Here is a 20,461-nt window from a genome sequence, read left to right on the forward strand (position 1 = left end):
AAGCGGCGGCCGACGATCGGCCGCCACCGCATGCATCACCCCGCGTGCGGCGCCTGCAGCCCGGCTTGCGCGGCGCCGACCATCTGCCGCATGTCGAAGCCCGACGGGTGCTGGTACACGCGCAGCCCGAACTCCGGCAGCACCGCGATCAGGTGATCGAACAGGTCGGACTGGATGGCCTCGTAGTCGACCCACGTCGTCGTGTCGGTGAAGCAGTACAGTTCGAGCGGAATGCCTTCGGCCGTGAGCGGCAGTTGCCGCGCCATGCAGGTCATGTCGCGGCGGATGCGCGGATGGCCCTTCAGGTAGTTCGCGACATACGCGCGGAACGTGCCGAGGTTCGTCAGCTGGCGGCGGTTCGCCGGGCAGTCGCCGGCCGCGCCGAGCGTGCCGTTCCATTGCTCGATCGCGTCGACCTTGTCCTCGAGATAGTCCTTCAGCAGCGTCAGGCGTTCGAGCCGTTCGATCTCGTCGTGGGAGAGAAAGCGCACGCTCGTCGCGTCGACGAACAGCGCGCGCTTGATGCGGCGCCCACCCGCTTCGGTCATCCCGCGCCAGTTCTGGTAGCTCTCGGTGATCAGCTTCCACGTCGGTACGGTGATGATCGTGTGATCGAAGTTCGCGACCTTGACGGTGTTCAGCGTGATGTCGATCACGGTGCCGTCCGCGCCGGCCGACGGCATCGTGATCCAGTCGCCGATCCGCAGCATGTCGTTCGACGACAGCTGCACGCCCGCGACGAGGCCGAGCAGCGTGTCCTTGAAGATCAGCATCAGCACCGCGGACATCGCGCCGATGCCCGACAGCAGCAGGCCGATCTGCTTGCCGGTCGCGTCGCCGATCACGACCAGCGCGGCCGTGATGAACATCACGAGCTTGACGAGCTGCATCGCGCCTTTCAGCGACAGGTGCGGCTGGCCGCGCTGATCGCGCTGGTACGTGCGATGCGTGTGTTCGAGCGCCGACAGCGTCGCGCTGACGGTCATCGTCACGAGGAACACGATCAGCGCGAACAGCACCTTGTCGGCGACCTCCGCGGCCGTCTCGGGGATGCCGGGCACAGCGCCGAGCCCGAACTTGATCACGACGAATGGGACGATGCGGTTCAGCCACTTGAATGCGCCGAACTCGAACAGCGCGTCGTCGACGCGCGTGGCGGACAGCCGGGCGAGCCGCGCGACCACGCGGAACAGCAGGAAATGGACGACGGCGGTGATCGCACCGGCGGCGGCAAGCAGGATGAGGGTGCCGACGAGCGGCGCAAACCAGGATTCGTTCAGGGTCATAGGGGCAAACAGGGGCCTTCTCGTGCGTTGAATCGGCGCCGCGGCGCGGCGCGCGCCCGGTGAAGGGCACATGAAAGGGACCGTGATTGTGCCATCGGGTTCCGGGTGCGTTACCGCGAGTGCATGGTGCGCGGCTCCCGAACCTCCTCACCATTGCATAGGCTTCCTCTGTAATCGGGTGAGGGCGGGTGGTGAAAGCGCATCACCGCGAGCCGCCGCGCGCGCGTGGCCGGATGCGTTGCGCACTGGCCGGGGATCGGCTGCGGCCCGCTCCAGCGGGCCTTCGCGCTTCGATGCGCGTGAACGGCGATCCATGCAATCATGCGGGCGTCGCCCGTGCCGGCGCGTGTGATGCTCGCCTTCGCGTGCGGCTCATCGCCGACGGTGAGCGACACGTGCCACCTTTGCGCACTTGCCATGTGATGGCTACCCGGGGCACGATGCACGAACGACTTCGCGAACCCCGCCACTCCGTATTCACGCATTCCACGCATGCAAGATTCCAACGAAAGCCGCCCGCCAGGCGTGCGGCTGCTGAAAGGCATCCTCCCGATCCGCCGTGGCGGGGCCATCCGCGACGTGTTCGCGGGCATGTCGCTCGCGTCGATGGATATCCCGCAGGTGCTCGGCTATGCGCGCATCGCCGGCATGCCGGCCGTCACGGGCCTCTACACGGTGTTCCTGCCGCTCGTCGCGTTCGCGTGCTTCGGTGCGTCGCGGCATCTGGTGGTGGCCGCCGATTCCGCGACCGCGACGATCTTCGCGAGCCGGCTGTCGTCGATGGCGCCGGCCGGCAGCGCCGAGTATGCGGCGCTGGCCGGCATGGTCGCGCTGCTGACCGCCGCGATGCTGCTGCTCGCGCGCCTCTTCAAACTCGGCTTTCTCGCCGATTTCCTGTCGCGCACGGTGCTGGTCGGCTTTCTCGCCGGCGTCGGCGTGCAGGTGTCGATCGCGATGCTCGGCGACATGCTCGGGTTGGCCGTGCCGTACCCGGCGTCGCGCAGCCTGGCACAGCTCGACTACGTCGTCACGCATCTCGTCCACACGAACCGGCCGACGTTCGCGCTCGCGGTGCTCGTCGTCGTCGCGATTCTCGCGTGCAAGCGGCTCCTGCCGCGCGTGCCGATGCCGATGATCGTGGTCGTGGGCAGCATCGCCGCGAGCTACGCGTTCGGGTTCGCCGCGCGCGGCATCGCGGTGCTCGGGCCGGTCGCCGGCGGGCTGCCGCCGTTGCGCTGGCCGTCCGTCACGTGGCAGCAGTGCCTCGATCTCGTGCCGGTCGCGGCTTCCTGCTTCGTGATGATCATCGCGCAGAGTGCGGCCGCCGCACGCGTATTCGCGCAGCAGTACGACGAGGAGGTCGACACCAACGCCGACATCCTCGGCCTCGCGGCCGCGAATGCGGCGGCGGCGGTGGGCGGCGCGTTCGTCGTCAACGGCAGCCCGACGCAGACGGCGATGGCCGACGGCGCGGGCGTGCGCAGCCAGATCGGGCACCTCGCATTCGCGGCCGTGGTGGCGGTGGTCCTGCTGTTCTTCAGCACCACTCTGCAGTACCTGCCGCATGCGGTGCTGGCCGGCATCGTGTTCACGATCGCGCTCGGGCTGATCAACGTGCGCAGTCTCGCCGCGATCCGCAAGGAAAGCCCCGGCGAGTTCACGCTCGCGCTGGTGACGGCGCTGGCCGTCGTGACGGTCGGCGTCGAGCACGGCATCCTGCTGGCCGTCGCGCTGTCGCTGATGCGACACGTGCGCCACAGCTACCAGCCGCACACGATGGTGCTCGAACCGGTCGACGGCAACGGGCGGTGGCAGCCGGTGCCCACGCGGCGCGGCGCGATGACGGCGCCCGGGCTGATCGTCTACCGGTTCGGCTCCGACCTGTTCTTCGCGAACGATCATCTGTTCACCGCCGAAGCGACCGAGCTCGTCGAGGCGGCGCCGGCGCCGACGCGCTGGTTCGTCGTCGATGCGGGCGCGATCACCGATATCGACTACTCGGCCGCGCGGACGCTGACCGATCTCATCAAGATGCTGCAGGCCCGCGGGGTCGGCGTTCTGTTCGGGCGCGTCAACCGTTACCTGCGCGCGGACATGGATCGTCACCGGATCACGGAGATCGTCGGCGCGTCGTGCATCTTCCCGACACTGCACCAGGCACTGGAGGCTGCAGGCACGACGCCGGCGCCGCAGGAACCGGGCACCGTGTAGCGGGAGCGGGCGCTAGGCCGCCGCCCGGACGCGCGCGAAGCCGTTGCGCAGATGGCGGGCGAGTTCCGTCGCGGCCGGCGTGCGCTGGCCGCGCGGCAGATGCAGGTTGATCGCGAAGTTCGGCAGCGCGGGCAGGCCGCTGTCGGCCGGCAGGATGTCGAGGTCGGCCGGTACGGTCGACGCGAGCCAGGCCGTCACCGCGAGGTCGGAGCGCACGGTCGCGGCTGTCGCATCGATGCTGCCGTTCTCGAACACGGTGCGCCACGCGCGATCGCAGCCGCGCAGCGCGTCGAGCACCGTCGGGCGGAACGCGCAGGTCTGCGCGACCATCGACACGGGCAGCGGCGTGTTCCGGTACGCGGTGCCGCCTTTCGCGCCGACCCAGACCAGGCGGTCGATGGCGATGCACTCGCCGCGTGACGGCCCGACCGGCGCCTCGATCAGCGCGACGTCGAGTTCACCCTGCGTGAGTCCGCGGCGCAGCTCCGGCGACGCAGCGCACACGAGCGAGAGGGCGACCCGCGGATGCGCCTGCGCATAGCCTTTGAGAATCGGCGCGAGGCAACTGCCGACGAGATCCTGCGGCGCACCGAGGCGAACTGTGCCCTCGACCGCGCCGGCCGTCAGGTCGGTCAGCAGCGCATCGTGCACGGCGAGCAGCCGGCGCGCCTGCCCGAGCAGCCGCTCGCCGTCCGCCGTGAGCAGCAGGTTGCGATGCTCGCGGACGAACAGCGGGCCGGACAGCGTTTCGAGCCGTGCGACCTGCTGGCTGATCGCGCCTTGCGTCAGGTGCAGCGCTCGGCTGGCCGCCGTCATGCTGCGATGCTCGGCGACCGTGACGAAGGCGCGCAGCAGCGCGATGTCGAGATTGCGTACCATGCAACGCATTATGAGCGCTAATGGCAGGCATAAAAAGATTTCGCTGTCGTAATGGGAAGGTCGCGGGTAAAACGAGGCTTCGACGACGACAACCGGGAGCTTCCGTGCCGTTCCGCGACTACCTGCCGTTGATGCTGTTCGTGATCGTATCCACCGTGACGCCGGGCGGCGCGACGACGCTCGCGACTGCCTCGGGCGCGCATTTCGGTTATCGGCGTTCGCTGCCGCTGATGGCGGGCATCGCGGCCGGCCTGGCGTCGATGGCGGCCGCTGCCGCCGCCGGGCTCGGTGGCGTGCTGCTGGCGTGGCCCGCGTTGCAGCTCGCGATGAAGGCGGTCGGGTCGGTGTACCTCGTGTGGCTGGCCGTCCGTATCGGGCGTGGCGGCAAGCCGCGGCTTGATGCCGCGGTGCACCGGCCGCAGGGGTTCGTCAGCGGTGTCTGGATGCTCTGGCACAACCCGAAAGGGTGGGCGATGACGCTCGGCGCGGCCGCGTCGTTCGCCGCGCTTGCATCCGGCCCGGCGCGGCTCGGCGTGTTGCTCGGGCTGGCGTTCGGCGTGGCCGCGATGGTGTCGCTGTCGCTCTGGTGTTTCGCCGGGCTGCTATTCGCGCGCGTGCTGCGTACGGAGCGGCAGTGGCGCTGGCTGAATGCCGGGCTCGGCGCGCTGCTGGTGGCGTCGATCGTGCCGATGTGGCTGCCGTAGCCACGCCGCGCGCGGGGCGCGGCGTGACGTAGCGCGGTGCGGCGCCCGCGGTCAGCGCGAACCGGCGCGCGCGACGCCGGCAGGTTTGCCGCCTGCACCGGCCGACCACAACGGCAGCCGCAGCGTCGTGACGAAGCTTGCCGCGTGCAGCACGCAAAGCAGGCCGAACGCCCACGCATACGCGTTTGCCTGCGTGCCGCCGCTCGCCACCGATTCGGCCTGCAGCCGCCACGCGAGGAACAGCGAGCAGATCGTCGTGAACGTCGGGCCGCCGAGACGCTGCACGATATTGAGCGAGGTCGTCGCCATCGGCAGGTTGCGGCGCTCGACCGATGCATACGCGGCGGAAATCGACGGCGCGCCGATCGCGCTCTGGCCCATGCCGCGCAGGAACAGCGCGGGCACGAGCAGGATCGGATCGTAGCCGGTCAGCGCGAGAAACACGAACGGCAGCGTCGCGAACAGCGCGAGCAGGGCGCCTGCGGCGGCCAGCCGGCGCACGCCGAACCGGCTCGTGAGCGTGCCCATCGACGGGTAGGTAACCAGCATGCCGAGCCCCATCGGCGCGAGCAGCCAGCCCATTTCGCCGGGCGTGCGGCCGCACGCCTGGATCAGGAACACCGGGATCAGCATCTGGCCCGCGAACAGCGCGCCGTTCGACAGGAACTGCGTGGACGCGGCCGCGCCGAACACCTTCCGGCGAAACAGCGCCAGGTCGATCAGCGCGTGGTCGCCCTTGCGCGTTTCGACCCGCAGGAACGCCGCGAGCAACAGCGCGGCCGCGACGATCGCCGCGATGCCGAGCGCTTCGTTGATCCGCTCGATCCCGTACAGGAACAGCACGAGCCCCGGCGACAGCAGCGCGAGGCCAACCCAGTCGAGTTCGCGCGGCTGCGTGTCGTCGCGGTCGCCGGGCAGGAACCGCGCGGCCAGCGCGAGCGCCAGCACGCCGACGGGCAGGTTCACGAGAAACAGCCAGCGCCACGACGTGTGCTGCAGGATCGCGCCGGCAACGACCGGGCCGAGGATCGGCGCGAGCAGCACCGGCACGGCCGCGTAGCCGATCACGCGCGCCATCTGCTGGCCGGCGACGCGCGCGATCATCATCTGCGCCATCGGCGCGAGCAGCCCGCCGCTCACGCCTTGCAGCACGCGGAACGCGATCAGCGACGGCGCGGACCACGCGAGCCCGCACAGCGCCGACGTGAGCGTGAACGCCGAGAAGCACCACAGATAGAGCGCCTTCGCGCCGATCCGGTCGACGAGCCAGCCGTTCAGCGGCAGCACCAGCGTGAGCGCGAGCAGGTAGCCGCTCGTCACCCACTGGATCGTCGCGAGGTTCGCGTGCAGGTCGGTCGCGAGACTCGACAGCGACACGTTGACGATCGTCGCGTCGAGTTGCGACAGCAACGAGCCCAGCACCGCGACCGCGCTGACCTTCCAGATCGACGGATCGAGCCGGCCGGCCGCGGGGGCCCGCGCCGGCCGAGTGCGTGGATCGCTCACGCGCCGCGCCGGTCGAGCAGCGCGACGATGTCCTGCGTCGTGCCCGTCTCGCCGAGGCGCGGGAACAGACGCTCGATGCTGTTCACGTGCGCGTCGGCGTTGAGGTCGGTCATCGCGTCAATGGCGAGCGTGACGTTGTAGCCGAGTTCATGCGCCTGCCGTGCGGTCGATTCGACGCCGATGCTCGTCGCGACGCCGGTCAGCACGATCTGCGTGACGCCGGCGGCCTTCAGGTGCGCGTCGAGGTCGGTGCCGGTGAAGGCGCCCCAGGTCTTTTTCGTCACGAGGTGGTCGCCCGGCTGCCGGTCCAGTTCGGGCACGAGCTCGGCCCAGTCGGCCGGGAGCTGTGCCGTGCGCGGCGGTTGCTCGGTGCGACCCGGTGCGCCGCCCGCGACGTTGACCAGCACGACCGGCAGGCCGCGGCTGCGGAATGCGTCGAGCAGCGTGCGGGTGTGCGCGATCACCGGTTCGACCGGGTGCGCGGTGGGGAGGGCGACGATGCCTTTCTGCAGGTCGATGACGACGAGGGCCGTGTTCGTGTCGAGACGGGTTGCGCTCATGATGGGACTCCGTGAAAGGGACGAAGGAAGCCGTGCGCGCGAATGCCGCCGGGCGCGCCGGCCGGATTCATTGCTCGCCGATGCGGCGGATCAGCGGGATCGCGGCGGCGAGGGTGGCGATGTCTTCGGGATCGAGCTGCGCGATCGCGGCGCCGAGCCACTGGTGTTTCGCGGCGTTGCGTTTGAGCCGTGCGTCGAGGCCGGCCGCGGTCAGTCGGAACAGGATCTGCCGACCGTCGGTCGGATGCGGTTCGCGTTCGACGAGACCGTCTTCCTCGAGGCTCGCAAGCGTTGCCTTCATCGACTGCGGCTTCATCGCTTCGGCGCGCGCGAGGTCGGCGGTCGTCATCGGCCCGTGTCGCTGGAGCCGCGCGAGCGCACTCGTCTGCGACATGCCGAGCCCGCCGGATTCGATTTCGGAGCGGAGCCGGCGGATCAACTGGCCGACCGCGAGGGTCAGATCGGCGGCGACGATATCGGCGGAAACGCCGGATTTGCGTGGCGGGTTCATGCGGCGGATCATAGGACACGACAGTTAAACTTGCAAGTTTAACTGTTGAATTGATCGCCGGATCGCGGTGTGGCCGGGTGGGTGGTTACGCGCCGGGGAGCGGGACCGGTACGACTTCGCTGTATCGCGGGGTCGCGTTCTCGTGCAGCAGGTCACCGAGGTATTGCGCGAGTTCGTCGGCGGCAAGCGCGGCCGGAATGTGAAGGTCTGCCGGGCGCCGCTTGCCTTCGGCGCCGAGCGCGAACACGATCCAGCGGTCGTCCTTGCGGACGACGGCGAGTAGCCGGCCAAATGCGTTGAAGCGGTATTCGTCCTGCATGGCATCGCTCCGTGAGGATGGACGCGCCGGCCGCCCGTGCGCGCTTACTGGATCGAGCAGGACAGCCAGCGGTGGATCTTGATGGCATCGCTCGAGACGCCCGCGCGTGTCGGCGCACCGAGCAGCACGACCGTTTCGCGGCGGCCCTTCACGCGCATGCGCATCACGACGCCGTGCCCCGACTCGTTGATGAAGCCGGTCTTCTGCAGCCGGATCGGCAGGCGGCGATAGCGGACGAGCGGGTCGGAATTCACGTACAGCAGCTCGCCGTCGCCCGGGCGCACGGTGGTGGACGTATCCGTCGAGAAATAGCGGATCAGCGGATCCTGTGCCGCTGCACCGACGAGCTTCGCGAGATCCTCGGCCGTCGACACGTTGTGCGGCGACAGGCCGGTGGGCTCGCGGAAGTGCGTATGGCGCATGCCGAGGCGGCGCGCTTCGCGGTTCATCGCCTTGACGAACGCGGCGCGTCCGCCCGGATAGTCGCGGCTCAGCGCGGCGGCCGCACGGTTTTCCGACGACATCAGCGCGATATGGAACATCTCGCGGCGCGACAGTTCCGAGCCGACCTGCAGGCGCGACCCGGTGAACTTGATCGTGTCGCGGTCGTGCGCGGTGACGCGCAGCACGCCGTTCAGCGGGCGATCCGCGTCGCGCGCGACGACGGCCGTCATCAGCTTCGAGATCGACGCGATCGGCCGCACCGTGCGTGCGTTGCGGGCCAGCAGCGGCGTGCCCGAGTCGACGTCGAGCACGTAGGCGGCGCGTGAGTGGAGCGAGTTGACTGCGCGCGGGGTGTAGCCGCAGCTCGCCATCAGGCGCGGCCTGGCGGCCGCCGGGCGCGGGCGCACGGCGGTCGTGCGCTTGGCGCGACGCTGCTGCGGCGCCGGTGCCGCGTGACGCTTGACCGCCTGGTGCTTCACACGCGGGCGGCGGTGCTTGACGGCCTTCTGCTTACGCTGCGCGGGCTTTTTCTTGACGGCTTTCTTGACGACCTTTTTTGCATGCGGCTGCCCATGCGCGACGCGCTGCGGCGCGTGACGTTGTGCGGACGACGCGTTCGTCGAGAAGGCGAACATCAGCATCGACAGGGCGACGAGCAGGATGGTCCGGGCGAGAGGCAGGCGCGCGATGAGGCCGGTCAAGCGAAAGTCTCCTTTTCACGCGTGGCGAGGCTGCGTGAAATGCGTGGTGGTCGGCGGGATGCGGAAAATTATACGGTCGATCGCGGGGCGATGACGATTGAAGGCGGGAAAAGATGCGCGATTCGGTGAAATTGGGAGGCGCTGTCTGGTGATTTGACGAGGGCGTAGCGGCGTGCGCGCTCGCGGTCGCTCCATTTATGACGCGATACGCGGCGCAATCGTGGATCGATAGCGCCGATGTTCAACGCGGCCAGTTGCGCCGCGATACCACCGCGAAGCTGATCGCGATCGAACCGGTCACGGGGCGCGTCGGCGCGTCGTTCGTTGCGGTCATCGCATCCACCGCATCGCCGAAACGAAAGCGGCGGCCGCGGCCGTCGGCGCGTACGGCACTACGTTTCGGCGCGCGCGGATCGGCCGTTGCGGCGCGCTCATCGAGGGCGGTCGGTGCGCACGACGTGTCGTCGGGCGGACATTCACAGACGAGATCTACAGACATGGCGGTCGATTCCTGAAAGGGCATGTCCGTATTGAACGTCATCGCATTCGATCGGTAAAATGAATGTTTCGATCGTTACGATTCCTTTTAAGAATGGAATTGAAACTGCTGCGAACCTTCCTGACGGTCACCGAGCTGAGCCATTTCAGCCGCGCGGCCGATGCGCTGCACATGAGCCAGCCGGCACTGAGCAAGCAGATCGGCGCGCTCGAGGCGAGCCTCGGCGGCAAGCTGTTCGAGCGCGGCCGGCACGGCGCGGAACTCACCGCGTTCGGCGAGCGCTTCCTGCCCGATGCACAGGCGCTGGTGCGCGATGCGGACGAGATTCTCACCCGCGCGCGTGAGCTGTCGAGCGGGCAGCGCGGCCATTTGCGGCTGGGCATCTGCCTGTCGGTGCTGACGCTCGTCCCGAAGCTCGTCGCGGAATTTCGCAGCCGGAATCCCGGCATTGCCGTTACGTTGAGCGACCTGTCGTCCGCGGAGCAGACGCGCCGGTTGCGCGCGGGCAAGCTCGATGCGGGATTTCTGCGTCTGCCGTCGGACGAAGGTTTGTCGTCGTTCAAGGTGATCGACGAGGCGCTGGCGCTGGCGGTGCCGCCGCATCTCGGCCTGAAGCGCGTGCCGGCCGATCTCGGCACGCTCAACGAGATTGGCTTCATCGCGTTGCAGCGCGCACGCGGCCAAGGGTTGGCCGCGCAGGTCGACCGGTGGTGCGTCGAGCGCCGCTTCGTGCCGCACGTGACGCAGCAGGCCGAGGACGTGCAGTCGGTGCTCGCGTCGGTCGCGGCCGGCGCGGGCGTCGCGTTCATTCCGTCGCGTGCGCAATATCTGCTGCGCGACGCGACGGTATTGCCGCTCGACGGCCGGGATGCGAAGTGGCGCGTCGGGCTCGCATGGCTATCGGATCGCGACGATCCCGTCACCACACGCTTCGTGTCGTTCATGCGTGCCGCGATCAGGAATGCATGAGGGACGAAGCGGTATAGTGTCCTCAGCCGGCAGCGGTCGCCCGATCGCCAGCCCCAGTCTCGCTCACCAACTGCCACCCATGACTTCAGAATCCGACGACGCCCCGCTCGATCCCGCACTCGTCGCGACGCTCGCGACGCTGAACGACGCCGCCAGCGATCCGGCCGGCAAGGCCTGGTCGCTGCCGAAGATCGCGAAACGCACGCAGCTGCCGATGAGCACGCTGCGCCGCGTGCTCACGCAGCTCGATGCCGCGGGCCTGAGCGCGACGACGCTGAACGAGGACGGTACCGGCAGCGCCGCGCTGACCGACGAAGGGCGCGCGGTGTGCGCGCAACTGTTCGGCGCGAACGACGCGCAATGAAAAACGGGCCGCTGGAAGCGGCCCGTCGTCTTGCGGTTCGACGCGCGGCGTCGATGCGTTACCACCGCACCGTCACGCCGCCCATCACCGAATGATCGTAGGTCTGGTCGTTCAGCCCGCGCCGGTAGCCGAGGTCGAGATCGAGCCACGGCTTCGGCGAATAGATCGCGCCCGCGATCACGAAGGCGGGATTCGTGCCGGCACCACTTGCCGTGTGGCGCGACGTGCCGATGTCGGCCACGATCTGCAGCGTGTCGGTCGCTTTGTAGATCGCCGCGCCGGACACGGCCCAGATCGACGTCCGGTCGCCCTGGCGATTCGGCTGATACGTCATGCCCGCATTCGCGAGGAACGAAAACCGCGCGACGTCGAGCTGCGCGAGCAGCGTTGCGCCGGCGCCCACGCGGCCGGTGCCGAGCCCGCGCCGGTCGTTGCCGGTCGGCGTCGTCACTTTCGGCTTCAGCGCGATCGACAGCGGACCGCGCTCGACGATGCGCCATTTCATGCCGATCTCGACATCGCCGATTCCGGCGCCGTTTTCATCGGTTCGGGTTTGCAGATGCGTGTAAGGCGCGTTCACGTAGAGATCGACGTGTTCGCCGAACCCGCGCGTGAGCGTCGCGTTCCACAGCTGATGGCGGCCGTTTTCTTCCTGTTTCGAGGTTTCCTCGGCGTTGAATTCGAACTGCCAGTTCGCGTTGCCCTGCGTGCTCGTGTCGTCGCTGACGAGCGGGTGGGTGGCGAACGCGTCGAACGGCGCGAGGAAGGCGCTCGCGGCTGCGAGCGGAAGCATTCTTTTCATGGGGTCACCTGTCGTGCGTGGCGTGCCTGCCGGCCCGCGCGGGTGGCGCGGGCTGGCACGACGCCTTCAAGCGGGGAAGCTCAGAACCACTGCTTGTAGCGGCGCACGTAGATCGTCTTGACGATCTGCGCGAGCAGGATGTAGCCGACCATCGTCGCGGCGAGCCACAGCCAGAAGGTGCCCGGCAGGTGCATGAAGCCGAGGGATTCGGCGAACGGCGAGAACGGCAGCCAGCAGCCGATCGCGATCGCGGTGAACGTCGACAGCAGCACCGGCAGCGCGGCCGTGCTCTGCAGGAACGGGATCTTCTGCGTGCGCAGCAGGTGCACGACGAGCGTCTGCGATACCAGGCTCTCGATGAACCAGCCCGAGTTCATCACGATCTGGCCGCCGGTGCCGCCGTTCAGGTGATACATCGCACCCGCGCCGAACACCGTCCACATCAGGATGTACGTCGTGATGTCGAACACCGACGACGTCGGCCCGACCCACAGCATGAAGCGGCTGATGTTGCCGGCTTCCCACTTGCGGGGCTTCTTCAGGAACTCGGGATCCATCTTGTCCCACGGCAGCAGCATCTGCGACGTGTCGTAGATCAGGTTCAGCACGAGCAGCTGCGTCGCGAGCATCGGCTCCCACGGCAGGAACGCGCTGGCGACGAGCACCGAGAACACGTTGCCGAAGTTCGAGCTGGCGGTCATGTTCAGGTACTTGAGGATGTTGCCGAATGTCTCGCGGCCTTTGATCACGCCTTCCTCGAGCACCATCAGGCTCTTTTCGAGCAGGATGATGTCGGCGGTTTCCTTCGCGATGTCGGCGCCGCTGTCGACCGAGATGCCGACGTCGGCGTCGCGCAGCGCGGGTGCATCGTTGATGCCGTCGCCGAGGAAGCCGACCGTATGGCCGTTCGCCTGCAGCGCCTTGACGATGCGCGCCTTCTGCAGCGGCGTGAGCTTCGCGAACACGGTGGTGCGTTCGACGACTTCCGCGAGCGTCGCGTCGTCGAGCGCTTCGATTTCCGTACCGAGGATCGGCTTGCCGGGTTCGAGGCCGACCTGGCGGCACACCTTCATCGTGACGACCGGGTTGTCGCCCGTCAGCACCTTCACCGCGACGCCGTTCTCGCGCAGCGCGGCGAGCGCCGGCGCGGCCGATTCCTTCGGCGGATCGAGGAAGGTCAGGAAGCCGCGCACGACGAGGTCGTGTTCGTCGGCGGTGCGGTACTGCTGGCGCTCGTCGCCGCGCGGGATCGTGCGCGTGGCGAGCACGAGCACGCGGAAGCCGTCCTCGTTGTAGGCGCTGGCCTGTTCGAGCAGTCGCTTTCGCGCGACGAAGTCGAGCGGGCGCACGCCGTCCTCGTCCTGCACGTGCGTGGAGACGGCCAGCATTTCCTCGACCGCGCCCTTGCAGATCAGCAGGTGCGTGCCGTGCCTGTCCTCGACGACGACCGACAGGCGGCGCCGCACGAAGTCGAACGGCAGCTCGTCGATCTTCTTGTAGCCCTGCGGCTTCACGCGCTCGCCGATCTCGTCGGCACGCGCGACGACCGCGATGTCGATCAGGTTCTTCTGGCCGCTCTGGTGGAAGCTGTTCAGCCAGCCGAGCCGCAGGATCTCCTCGTCCTTGTAGCCTGACAGGTCGAGGTGATGCTCGAGGATGATCTTGTCCTGCGTGAGCGTGCCGGTCTTGTCGGTGCACAGCACGTCCATCGCGCCGAAGTTCTGCACCGAGTTCAGCCGCTTGACGACGACCTTGCGGCGCGCCATTGCAACCGCGCCGCGCGCGAGGTTCGCGCTGACGATCATCGGCAGCATCTCCGGCGTGAGGCCCACGGCCACCGCGAGGGCGAACGTGAGCGCGCTCAGCCAGTCGCCCTTGGTCAGCCCGTTGATCATGAACACGATCGGCACCATCACGAACATGAACTTGATCAGCAGCCAGCTCACGCTCGCGACGCCGCGGTCGAAGCTCGTCTCGATGCGCTTGTGGCTCACGACGTTGCGCGCGAGCGAGCCGAAGTAGGTGTCCTCGCCGGTCGCGACGACGACGGCCGTCGCCGTGCCGCTGACGACGTTGGTGCCCATGAAGCAGACGTTCTCGAGATCGAGCAGCGATGCCGACGTATCGGTCGCGGAGTCGGCCGCGCGCGTGCTGGCGGATTTGCCGGCGACCGCACCGAGCGTGTCGTACTTCTCGACGGGCAGCGCCTCGCCGGTCAGCACGGCCTGGCTGATGAACAGGTCGCGCGACGCGAGCAGGCGCACGTCCGCCGGGATCATGTCGCCGGCCGACAGGTGCACGATGTCGCCGGCCACGACTTCGCGCATCGGCACGTCGCGGCGTGTCGGCTCGGACGTGTCGGTCATGGCACGCTGCACGGTGGCCGTCGTGCGGACCATCGCCTTCAGCTTCTCGGCCGCGCGCAGCGAACGGAATTCCTGCACGAAGCGCAGCAGCGCGCTGATCGTGACCATCGTCAGCAGGATCGTCATGCCGACGTAGTCGCGATCGTCGGGCGCGGCGAAGTAGACGTCGGTGAAGAAGCTGATGGCGGCGAGTACCAGCAGCACGTAGACGAACGGGTTGTGGAACGAGAGCAGCAACTGGCGGGTCCAGTGCGGCGGCTTGTCGTGCGCGATTTCGTTCGGGCCGTAGTGCTGCAGGCGGTCGGCGGCCTGGTCGTAGGTGAGGCCGCGCGTGCTGGTGTTCAGCGACTTCAGCGTCTCTTCGAGCGGGCGGGCCGCTTCCTGCGCGGCGCGCATGATGCGCGGATCGTTCTGCTGGGCGCCGCCGGCCTTGATGAAGCCGCGCTGTTTCTTGTGCGATGTGTTGTGTCGTGTCGTCATGAGTCGCTCCTTGCGCACGAGGCGGCGGGCGGGGAGCGACCGTGACGTTATCGACGCACGAGCGCTCCCCGCCGCGTCGCGTCAGGCGCGATCGGCTGTGGATCGGTGAAGGCGGGAATGCTCGCCGGCGCGTGCGGTGCGGCCGGAGGGGCGATGCGCAGCGTCGCACCGGCGAGCGGTAATCGACTACTGTCGTCTGAGTTCATCTGCACTCCTGTCGGTTGCGGATAGTCGGCACGGGCGATCGACGGCGACGCACGCACGAAGGCGCGCGGCCCGACGGCACGCGAACGGAAAACGCACGCGGCTGACGCTGCGCGCAACACGAACGCACGCGCGCGACGGCGCATCGCGTGCATTCGACAACCATGAAAATTCGGCGGGAGATCTGGCCAGTCAAGTCAGGCCGGAAGGACGCCGCATCCTGCTTCCCGGGATGCGGCAGAAGACGAGGCTCTGCGCGTTTTCCTCAGGCAGCAGTCAAGTTGGTCGAGGACCAACTACAACTCGCATCGGTGTTCACAGAACACTCCATGTAATTAGACGGGAGCGATGGTAATGGGTCGCTGTGCGAAGCGTCAACCCTTTTGTCAGTCGTTATTTCGAGAAACGTAATCGGGGTGATGGGTGCGCGGCGCGCCGTCGGATCGACGCCAATGAAACAGCCGCGCGCACGCGATATCGGCATGCGCGCGGCCGCGTCGAAGCAGGGTGGCGTATCAGTGAGCCGATGCGACGGCGGCCCCTGCATCGAGGATGCCCGAGCCCGCCGGCATCGCGGTGCACGACGTGCCGGCCGCGAGCTTGGCCGTGCGCGTGCCGCCCTGCAGCTTCTGCTGGATCTGCGCGGGCGTGAGGTTGCCGTTCACCGACAACATCAGCGCGGCAACCCCCGTCACTTGCGGCGTGGCGAGGCTGGTGCCGTTCGCGAGGCCATAGGTGTCCGAGCCCGGGGTCGTCGTGCCGGTATTCGACGTCGACAGGATGTTGACGCCCGGTGCGCTCAGCGAGACATCGGGGCCGAAGTTGCTGAACGACGCGCGGCGGCCGGTTGCGTCGGTGGCGCCGACGCTGATCACGCCGCGGCAGTTCGCGGGCTGGTCGAGCCCGGTCGACAGGCCGTCGTTGCCGGCGGCGACGATGACGGTCACGCCCTTCGCGGTCACGTCGTCGATGGCCTGCTGGAACGTCGAGCTGCACGCGCCGACCCCACCGAGGCTCAGGTTGATGACCTTCGCGGGACGCGGGTTGTTCGGCACGCCGTTCACCGCGATGCCGGCAGCCCAGCGCATCCCGTCGGCGATGTCGCTCGTCGTGCCGCCGCACTTGCCGAGCACGCGCACCGGCAGGATCTGGCCGAGCCACGACACGCCGGCGATGCCGGTGCCGTTGTTGGCGGTCGCGCCGATCACGCCCATCACACGGGTGCCGTGCCAGCTGCTGTCGCTCGGCTGGCTCGCGCAGTGATAGTACGGACCGTTTGCGTTGTCGAGTTCCTGCTGCGTGACCCAGTCACCCGGGTCGGTTGCGTCAGGGCTGCGGGTCAGGCCGTTGTTGCTGGTGTTGACGTTGCTGATGAAGCTGTAGCCGGACAGGAGGTTGCCGACGAGGTCGGCGTGCGGCCGGTAGCCCGTGTCGAGCACGGCCGTGACGACGGTCGGCGAACCCTTGGTCACGCTCCACGCGGGCGGCAGGTTGATCCCGGCGGTCGGGTCGGACAGGTACCACTGCTGGCTGTAGAGCGGGTCGCTCGGCGTGTCGCGGATCTGCATCGGATGATCCGGTTCCGCGTAGTCGACGTCGGAATCGGCCGCGAATGCCTGCGCGAGCGCGGCTGCTTCGGTGGCGGCCATGCGCTGGCCGAGCGACAGCACGGTCGCACCGTTCGAGATCGTCCGCTCGACCTGCACGTTCACCGGCGTTTGCCCGACCGTGCTCGCATACGCACGTGCGCTGCCGGCGACCGGCGCCGTCCAGCGCGTCAGCGAGCGCTGGATCACCGCGTCGAGCCGCGTCCCGTTGTCGATGGCCGCCATCGCACGCGTGGCCGTCAGCGTCTTCAGCTTGACGATCAGGTGATCGATCGGCGGTTCGGTCGGCGCGGTCTGCGCGGCCATCTGCACGGCGGCCTGCTGCGTCGTGCACGCATTGCTGCCGGAAGACGCGGGCGGGGCCGTGGGATTGGAGGGCGCGGGAGACGGCGCGGGGGCAGGGGCAGGCGCTGCGTTGGAAGAAGACGGGTTGCTGCCGTCGCCGCCGCCTCCACCGCCGCAACCGGCGAGGGGCAGGAGGGCGGCGGCGGACAGCATGCCGGCGAGCATGCGCGCATGTGCGGAGCGCGCCAGCGCGAAATTGAAACGCTTGGTTCTCATGTTGAAACTCGATCCTCGTAGATAACCGTCGTGCCGGCGGTGGCGCTGGTCCGGCTGACCCGGACCTTGTCTTTTTTGTCTGACGGTTGCAGCCAGGTTGCTGCGACGCGCCATGCACTGGGTAACGGCCAGCGCGGCGGCTTCTTGAGTGCGTTTCACGAGAAAAACCGGGGCGGGCGCAAACGATTACGTTGCTGCGTTGCAGCATGAACACGTGTTTGGAACGCGTGGCACAGAAGGTGGGGCGAGTCCGTGCGCGGTTGGTCGGGCGACACGTGCGGCGCGGGTACATTTGCGCGGTACGGAAAACATCTTTCACGGCCCGGTCGCCGTGGAAGGTTGATTACGCTTTCCCTGATGCGACGCGAATTTTGTCGGGCGTACGATCGCGATTCGATCAACGTTTCGTCAGGAGAAAGGCATGGATCGCCGCTTACGCTGGCTGGCCGTTACGCTGTCCTGTGCGCTGGCGGGCGCCGCGCACGCGCAGGCCCTCACCGGCACGCTGAAGAAGATCAAGGACACGGGCGTCGTGTCGCTGGGCATTCGCGAATCGTCGGTGCCGTTCTCGTATTCGGACAACCAGCAGAAGAACATCGGCTATTCGCGGGACATCGCGTCGCGCATCATCGACCAGTTGAAGACGGAACTGAACGCGCCGAACCTCGCCGTGAAGGAAATCCCGATCACGTCGCAGAACCGGATTCCGCTGTTGCAGAACGGGACGATCGATTTCGAATGCGGATCGACGACGAACACGCTCGAACGGCAGAAGCAGGCCGCGTTCTCGAACAGCATCTTTCTGTATGGCATCCGCTTCAGCACGCGCAAGGATTCCGGCGTGAAGGACTTCGCGGACCTGGCCGGCAAGACGGTCGCGACGACGGCCGGCACGTCGGACGAGCGCCTGCTGCGCAAGCTCAACGAAGAGAAGGCGATGAACATGACGATCATCAGCGCGAAGGATCATGCCGAAGCGTTCATGAACGTCACGACCGGGCGCGCGGTGGCGTTCGTGATGGACGAGCCGCTGCTGTACGGCGAGATCGCGAAGGACCGCAACCCGGGCGCGTACACGGTGACCGGCACGCCGCTCGTCCACGAGAACTACGCGTGCATGATGCGCAGGGACGATCCGGCGTTCAAGCACGTGGTCGACGGCGTGATCGCGAGGATGCAGACGTCGGGCGCGGCCGAGAAGCTCTACAACCAGTGGTTCACGCAGCCGATTCCGCCCAAGGGCGTGAGCCTGAACTATCCGCTGTCGGCGGAGATGAAGCAGCTGTTCAGGAATCCGACGGATCAGGCGCAGTATTGATTCGGCCGTCGCAATGAAAAACCGCCGGCGTATGCCGGCGGTTCGCGCGTGCCGCGCCGAGCGGCGCGAAGCGTGTCAGGCCTTGATTTCCGGGCCGCGCGCGGCGGGGGCGGCAGGGGCGGCCGGCGTTGCCGGGGCCGTCGAACGCACCGACGGCTGCGCCGGCACGATGACGAGCACCGGCTCGGGCATGGCCCACGGCGCCATCGCGAAGCCGACGGGCTGCGGCACCGGCATCGCGAATGCATGGGCGAGCGCGATGTGCTGGAGCGCCATCATCTGCTGCTGCATCGCGACCATCTGCGCCTGGGCCGCCTGCATCCGGTACTGCACGGCCTGCATGTGCCGCAACGCTGCGGCGGGCGGCAGGCCGTTCGACGACGACGTCTGCATCTCGAAGCTCGCGCCGCCTTGCGGGCTGTGCCAGCTCCACGTGCTGACCTTCATCGGGCCGACGGCCGTCTGGACGACGCGCGTTTCGGCTTTCACGGGCACGGCCTGCCCGTCGACGTTGACGAACATCGGTTGGGCGGCCGCCGCGCCGGCCTGCCCGGCCAGGGCGAACACGGGCGCCAGCGCCAGCGCGCCCGCCGCCATATACGAACGGAATCGCATCTTCGTATCTCCATCAAACGAGACTGATCGAATCAACAATGACGTGCGGCTCACGGAGTGAGCCATCCGGGACGATGCAGCCGTCGGCTTAAATCAACATTAAAACCGCCGCCGGCCGGCCCGGTCAGCGCATGTCAGGACGCTCCGCAATCGGCATTCAACCTCGTCCGTGCCAGGGGAATCCTGTCGCCCGATGCAACAACAGGCACAATACGGAATTCGCCACGACACGCACGCGTGTTCGCCATTCGAACATCGCACGGCTGCGCCGCTGCTGTCCGACCTCCTTCCCCGTCGTCATGAACACCACGCTCACTCCGGCGCGCGAGTCGAATTCGCCGCGTTTCCTGCTGTTCCTGATCTGCCTGTTCGCGTCCGCCGGCCAGCTCGCGATCGACATCTACGTGCCCGCGCTGCCCGACATGGCACGTTCGTTCGCCACCACGCCGCAGGCGATCCAGTCGAGCGTGTCCGGCTACATGGCGGCCTACGCGCTCGGCCAGCTGATTTTCGGGCCGGTCGCCGATGCCTACGGGCGCAAGCGTGTGCTCGCGTTCGGGCTCGTGATCTACACGATCGGCTGCCTGCTGTCGCTCGGCGCGCAGAACCTGGAGACGTTCGTGCTCGCGCGCTGCCTGCAGGGCTTCGGGATCGCAACCACCAACCTGCTCGCGAAGGCGATCATCACCGATTCGTTCTCCGGCCAGGCGCTGATGCACGCGTTTACGTACATGTCGATCGCGTGGGGGCTCGCGCCGATCGTCGCACCGGTGATCGGCGCGCACCTGCAGGAATGGTTCGGCTGGCGCGCGTGCCTCGTGTTCCTGCTCGTGTACTCGCTGGTGATGTGGGCGCTGCTGTGGCGATACCGCGAAACCTTGCCGAAACCCGTGCATCTCGAGCCGCGCACGCTGATGACGAACGCGGGCAAGGTGCTGGCGAGCCCGGTGTTCCAGAGCTGCTTCCTCGCACAGGGGCTGTGCTACAGCATCCTGCTCGTGTTCAACATCGTCGGGCCGTTCATGGTGCAGACCACGCTGCACAAGCCGCCGACCTTCTTCGGCTATCTCGCGCTCGGGATCGGGCTGATGTATTTCCTCGGCGGCCTGTCGAACCGGATTCACCGGCCCGGGCTGCCGAGCGCCGAGCAACGGCTGCGCATCGGCGCGCGCGTGATGGCCGGCGCGTCGGTCGCGATGCTGGTGCTGGCACTGACCGTCGGGTTGCGCGTATGGACGCTCGCGACGCCGGTGCTCGTGATGGGTTTCTGCGCGGGCGCGATGTATCCGACGCTGATGGCCAAGGGCAATTCGCTGTTTCCGCATATCGCCGGCCTGACGAGCGCGATCCTCGGATGCGCGCTGCTGCTGGTGTCGTCCGCGATGATGGGGCTGGCCGGCTTCGTGTCGATTCACGTGCTGACGCCGCTCGCGGTGTTCTTCGTCGTGCTGTCGTGCATCGTCGTGTGGATGGTCACCAAGCTGTTGCGGTACCTGTCGCAGCAGCAGGCCCAGGCCGCGCCCGTCGCGTGCGGGCGCGAAGAGGCCGCGTAAGT

Annotated in this window: 18 protein-coding genes; 6 read left to right on the forward strand and 12 right to left on the reverse strand. The window is 67.9% G+C overall.

The window, feature by feature from the left end; all coding sequences use genetic code 11:
• Positions 1–35 precede the first annotated feature (35 nt).
• A complete protein-coding gene (locus tag CFB43_RS23190; protein ID WP_089427251.1) occupies positions 36–1,286 on the reverse strand; it encodes a mechanosensitive ion channel family protein in 1,251 nt (416 codons plus the stop codon).
• A 492-nt stretch (positions 1,287–1,778) separates the two neighbouring features.
• Here CFB43_RS23190 and CFB43_RS23195 point away from each other — a divergent pair, with 492 nt between their 5' ends.
• The gene (locus CFB43_RS23195) at positions 1,779–3,497 is read left to right on the forward strand and encodes a SulP family inorganic anion transporter (RefSeq protein WP_089496730.1); all 1,719 of its coding nucleotides are present in this window, start codon (positions 1,779–1,781) and stop codon (positions 3,495–3,497) included.
• Between the two features lie 12 nt (positions 3,498–3,509).
• Here the strand turns inward: CFB43_RS23195 and CFB43_RS23200 are convergent, their stop codons facing one another.
• Complete coding sequence (locus tag CFB43_RS23200) at positions 3,510–4,385, reverse strand: LysR substrate-binding domain-containing protein (RefSeq protein WP_089496731.1); 876 nt, start codon at positions 4,383–4,385, stop codon at positions 3,510–3,512.
• 95 nt (positions 4,386–4,480) lie between these two features.
• Between CFB43_RS23200 and CFB43_RS23205 the strand changes: the two genes are divergently transcribed.
• A complete protein-coding gene (locus CFB43_RS23205) occupies positions 4,481–5,080 on the forward strand; it encodes a LysE family translocator (RefSeq protein ID WP_089496732.1) in 600 nt (199 codons plus the stop codon).
• A 51-nt stretch (positions 5,081–5,131) separates the two neighbouring features.
• On the opposite strand, the gene CFB43_RS23210 is transcribed toward CFB43_RS23205, so the two are convergent.
• The 6 genes from CFB43_RS23210 to CFB43_RS23235 all read right to left on the reverse strand — a co-directional run bounded on the left by CFB43_RS23210 (position 5,132) and on the right by CFB43_RS23235 (position 9,662).
• Entirely contained in the window at positions 5,132–6,586 is a 1,455-nt protein-coding gene (locus CFB43_RS23210) for a DHA2 family efflux MFS transporter permease subunit (RefSeq protein WP_089496733.1), read from the reverse strand.
• Entirely contained in the window at positions 6,583–7,146 is a 564-nt protein-coding gene (locus CFB43_RS23215; RefSeq protein WP_089496734.1) for an isochorismatase family protein, read from the reverse strand. Before CFB43_RS23215 ends, CFB43_RS23210 begins: the two co-directional genes overlap by 4 nt.
• A 67-nt stretch (positions 7,147–7,213) precedes the next feature.
• Complete coding sequence (locus CFB43_RS23220) at positions 7,214–7,669, reverse strand: MarR family winged helix-turn-helix transcriptional regulator (RefSeq protein WP_089496735.1); 456 nt, start codon at positions 7,667–7,669, stop codon at positions 7,214–7,216.
• Positions 7,670–7,742: 73 nt separating this feature from the next.
• Positions 7,743–7,976 (reverse strand): DUF7661 family protein, encoded by a 234-nt coding sequence (locus tag CFB43_RS23225; protein WP_089496736.1) that lies wholly within the window; start codon positions 7,974–7,976, stop codon positions 7,743–7,745.
• A 44-nt stretch (positions 7,977–8,020) separates the two neighbouring features.
• Entirely contained in the window at positions 8,021–9,121 is a 1,101-nt protein-coding gene (locus tag CFB43_RS23230; protein WP_089496737.1) for a serine hydrolase, read from the reverse strand.
• A 241-nt stretch (positions 9,122–9,362) separates the two neighbouring features.
• The gene (locus CFB43_RS23235; protein WP_089496738.1) at positions 9,363–9,662 is read right to left on the reverse strand and encodes a hypothetical protein; all 300 of its coding nucleotides are present in this window, start codon (positions 9,660–9,662) and stop codon (positions 9,363–9,365) included.
• 51 nt (positions 9,663–9,713) lie between these two features.
• Here CFB43_RS23235 and CFB43_RS23240 point away from each other — a divergent pair, with 51 nt between their 5' ends.
• The gene (locus tag CFB43_RS23240) at positions 9,714–10,589 is read left to right on the forward strand and encodes a LysR family transcriptional regulator (RefSeq protein WP_089496739.1); all 876 of its coding nucleotides are present in this window, start codon (positions 9,714–9,716) and stop codon (positions 10,587–10,589) included.
• Between the two features lie 79 nt (positions 10,590–10,668).
• Positions 10,669–10,953, forward strand: coding sequence for a transcriptional regulator (locus tag CFB43_RS23245; RefSeq protein ID WP_089496740.1), 285 nt, complete (start codon positions 10,669–10,671; stop codon positions 10,951–10,953).
• 58 nt (positions 10,954–11,011) lie between these two features.
• On the opposite strand, the gene CFB43_RS23250 is transcribed toward CFB43_RS23245, so the two are convergent.
• The 3 genes from CFB43_RS23250 to CFB43_RS23270 all read right to left on the reverse strand — a co-directional run bounded on the left by CFB43_RS23250 (position 11,012) and on the right by CFB43_RS23270 (position 16,973).
• Positions 11,012–11,755 carry a transporter gene (locus CFB43_RS23250; RefSeq protein WP_089496741.1) on the reverse strand — a complete coding sequence of 248 codons (744 nt, stop codon included), beginning with the start codon at positions 11,753–11,755 and terminating at the stop codon, positions 11,012–11,014.
• A gap of 80 nt (positions 11,756–11,835) precedes the next feature.
• Entirely contained in the window at positions 11,836–14,601 is a 2,766-nt protein-coding gene (gene mgtA / locus CFB43_RS23255) for a magnesium-translocating P-type ATPase (protein WP_089496742.1), read from the reverse strand.
• A gap of 719 nt (positions 14,602–15,320) precedes the next feature.
• Positions 15,321–16,973 carry a S8 family peptidase gene (locus tag CFB43_RS23270; protein ID WP_089496745.1) on the reverse strand — a complete coding sequence of 551 codons (1,653 nt, stop codon included), beginning with the start codon at positions 16,971–16,973 and terminating at the stop codon, positions 15,321–15,323.
• 421 nt (positions 16,974–17,394) lie between these two features.
• On the opposite strand from CFB43_RS23270, the gene CFB43_RS23275 reads away from it, so the two are divergent.
• Complete coding sequence (locus tag CFB43_RS23275) at positions 17,395–18,291, forward strand: glutamate/aspartate ABC transporter substrate-binding protein (protein WP_089496746.1); 897 nt, start codon at positions 17,395–17,397, stop codon at positions 18,289–18,291.
• Between the two features lie 75 nt (positions 18,292–18,366).
• Here the strand turns inward: CFB43_RS23275 and CFB43_RS23280 are convergent, their stop codons facing one another.
• The gene (locus CFB43_RS23280) at positions 18,367–18,906 is read right to left on the reverse strand and encodes a hypothetical protein (protein ID WP_089496747.1); all 540 of its coding nucleotides are present in this window, start codon (positions 18,904–18,906) and stop codon (positions 18,367–18,369) included.
• 299 nt (positions 18,907–19,205) lie between these two features.
• Here CFB43_RS23280 and CFB43_RS23285 point away from each other — a divergent pair, with 299 nt between their 5' ends.
• Positions 19,206–20,459 carry a multidrug effflux MFS transporter gene (locus CFB43_RS23285; RefSeq protein WP_089496748.1) on the forward strand — a complete coding sequence of 418 codons (1,254 nt, stop codon included), beginning with the start codon at positions 19,206–19,208 and terminating at the stop codon, positions 20,457–20,459.
• Positions 20,460–20,461 lie beyond the last annotated feature (2 nt).

Source organism: Burkholderia sp. AU15512, assembly GCF_002223325.1.
In the GTDB taxonomy this organism is placed as follows: Bacteria; Pseudomonadota; Gammaproteobacteria; order Burkholderiales; family Burkholderiaceae; genus Burkholderia.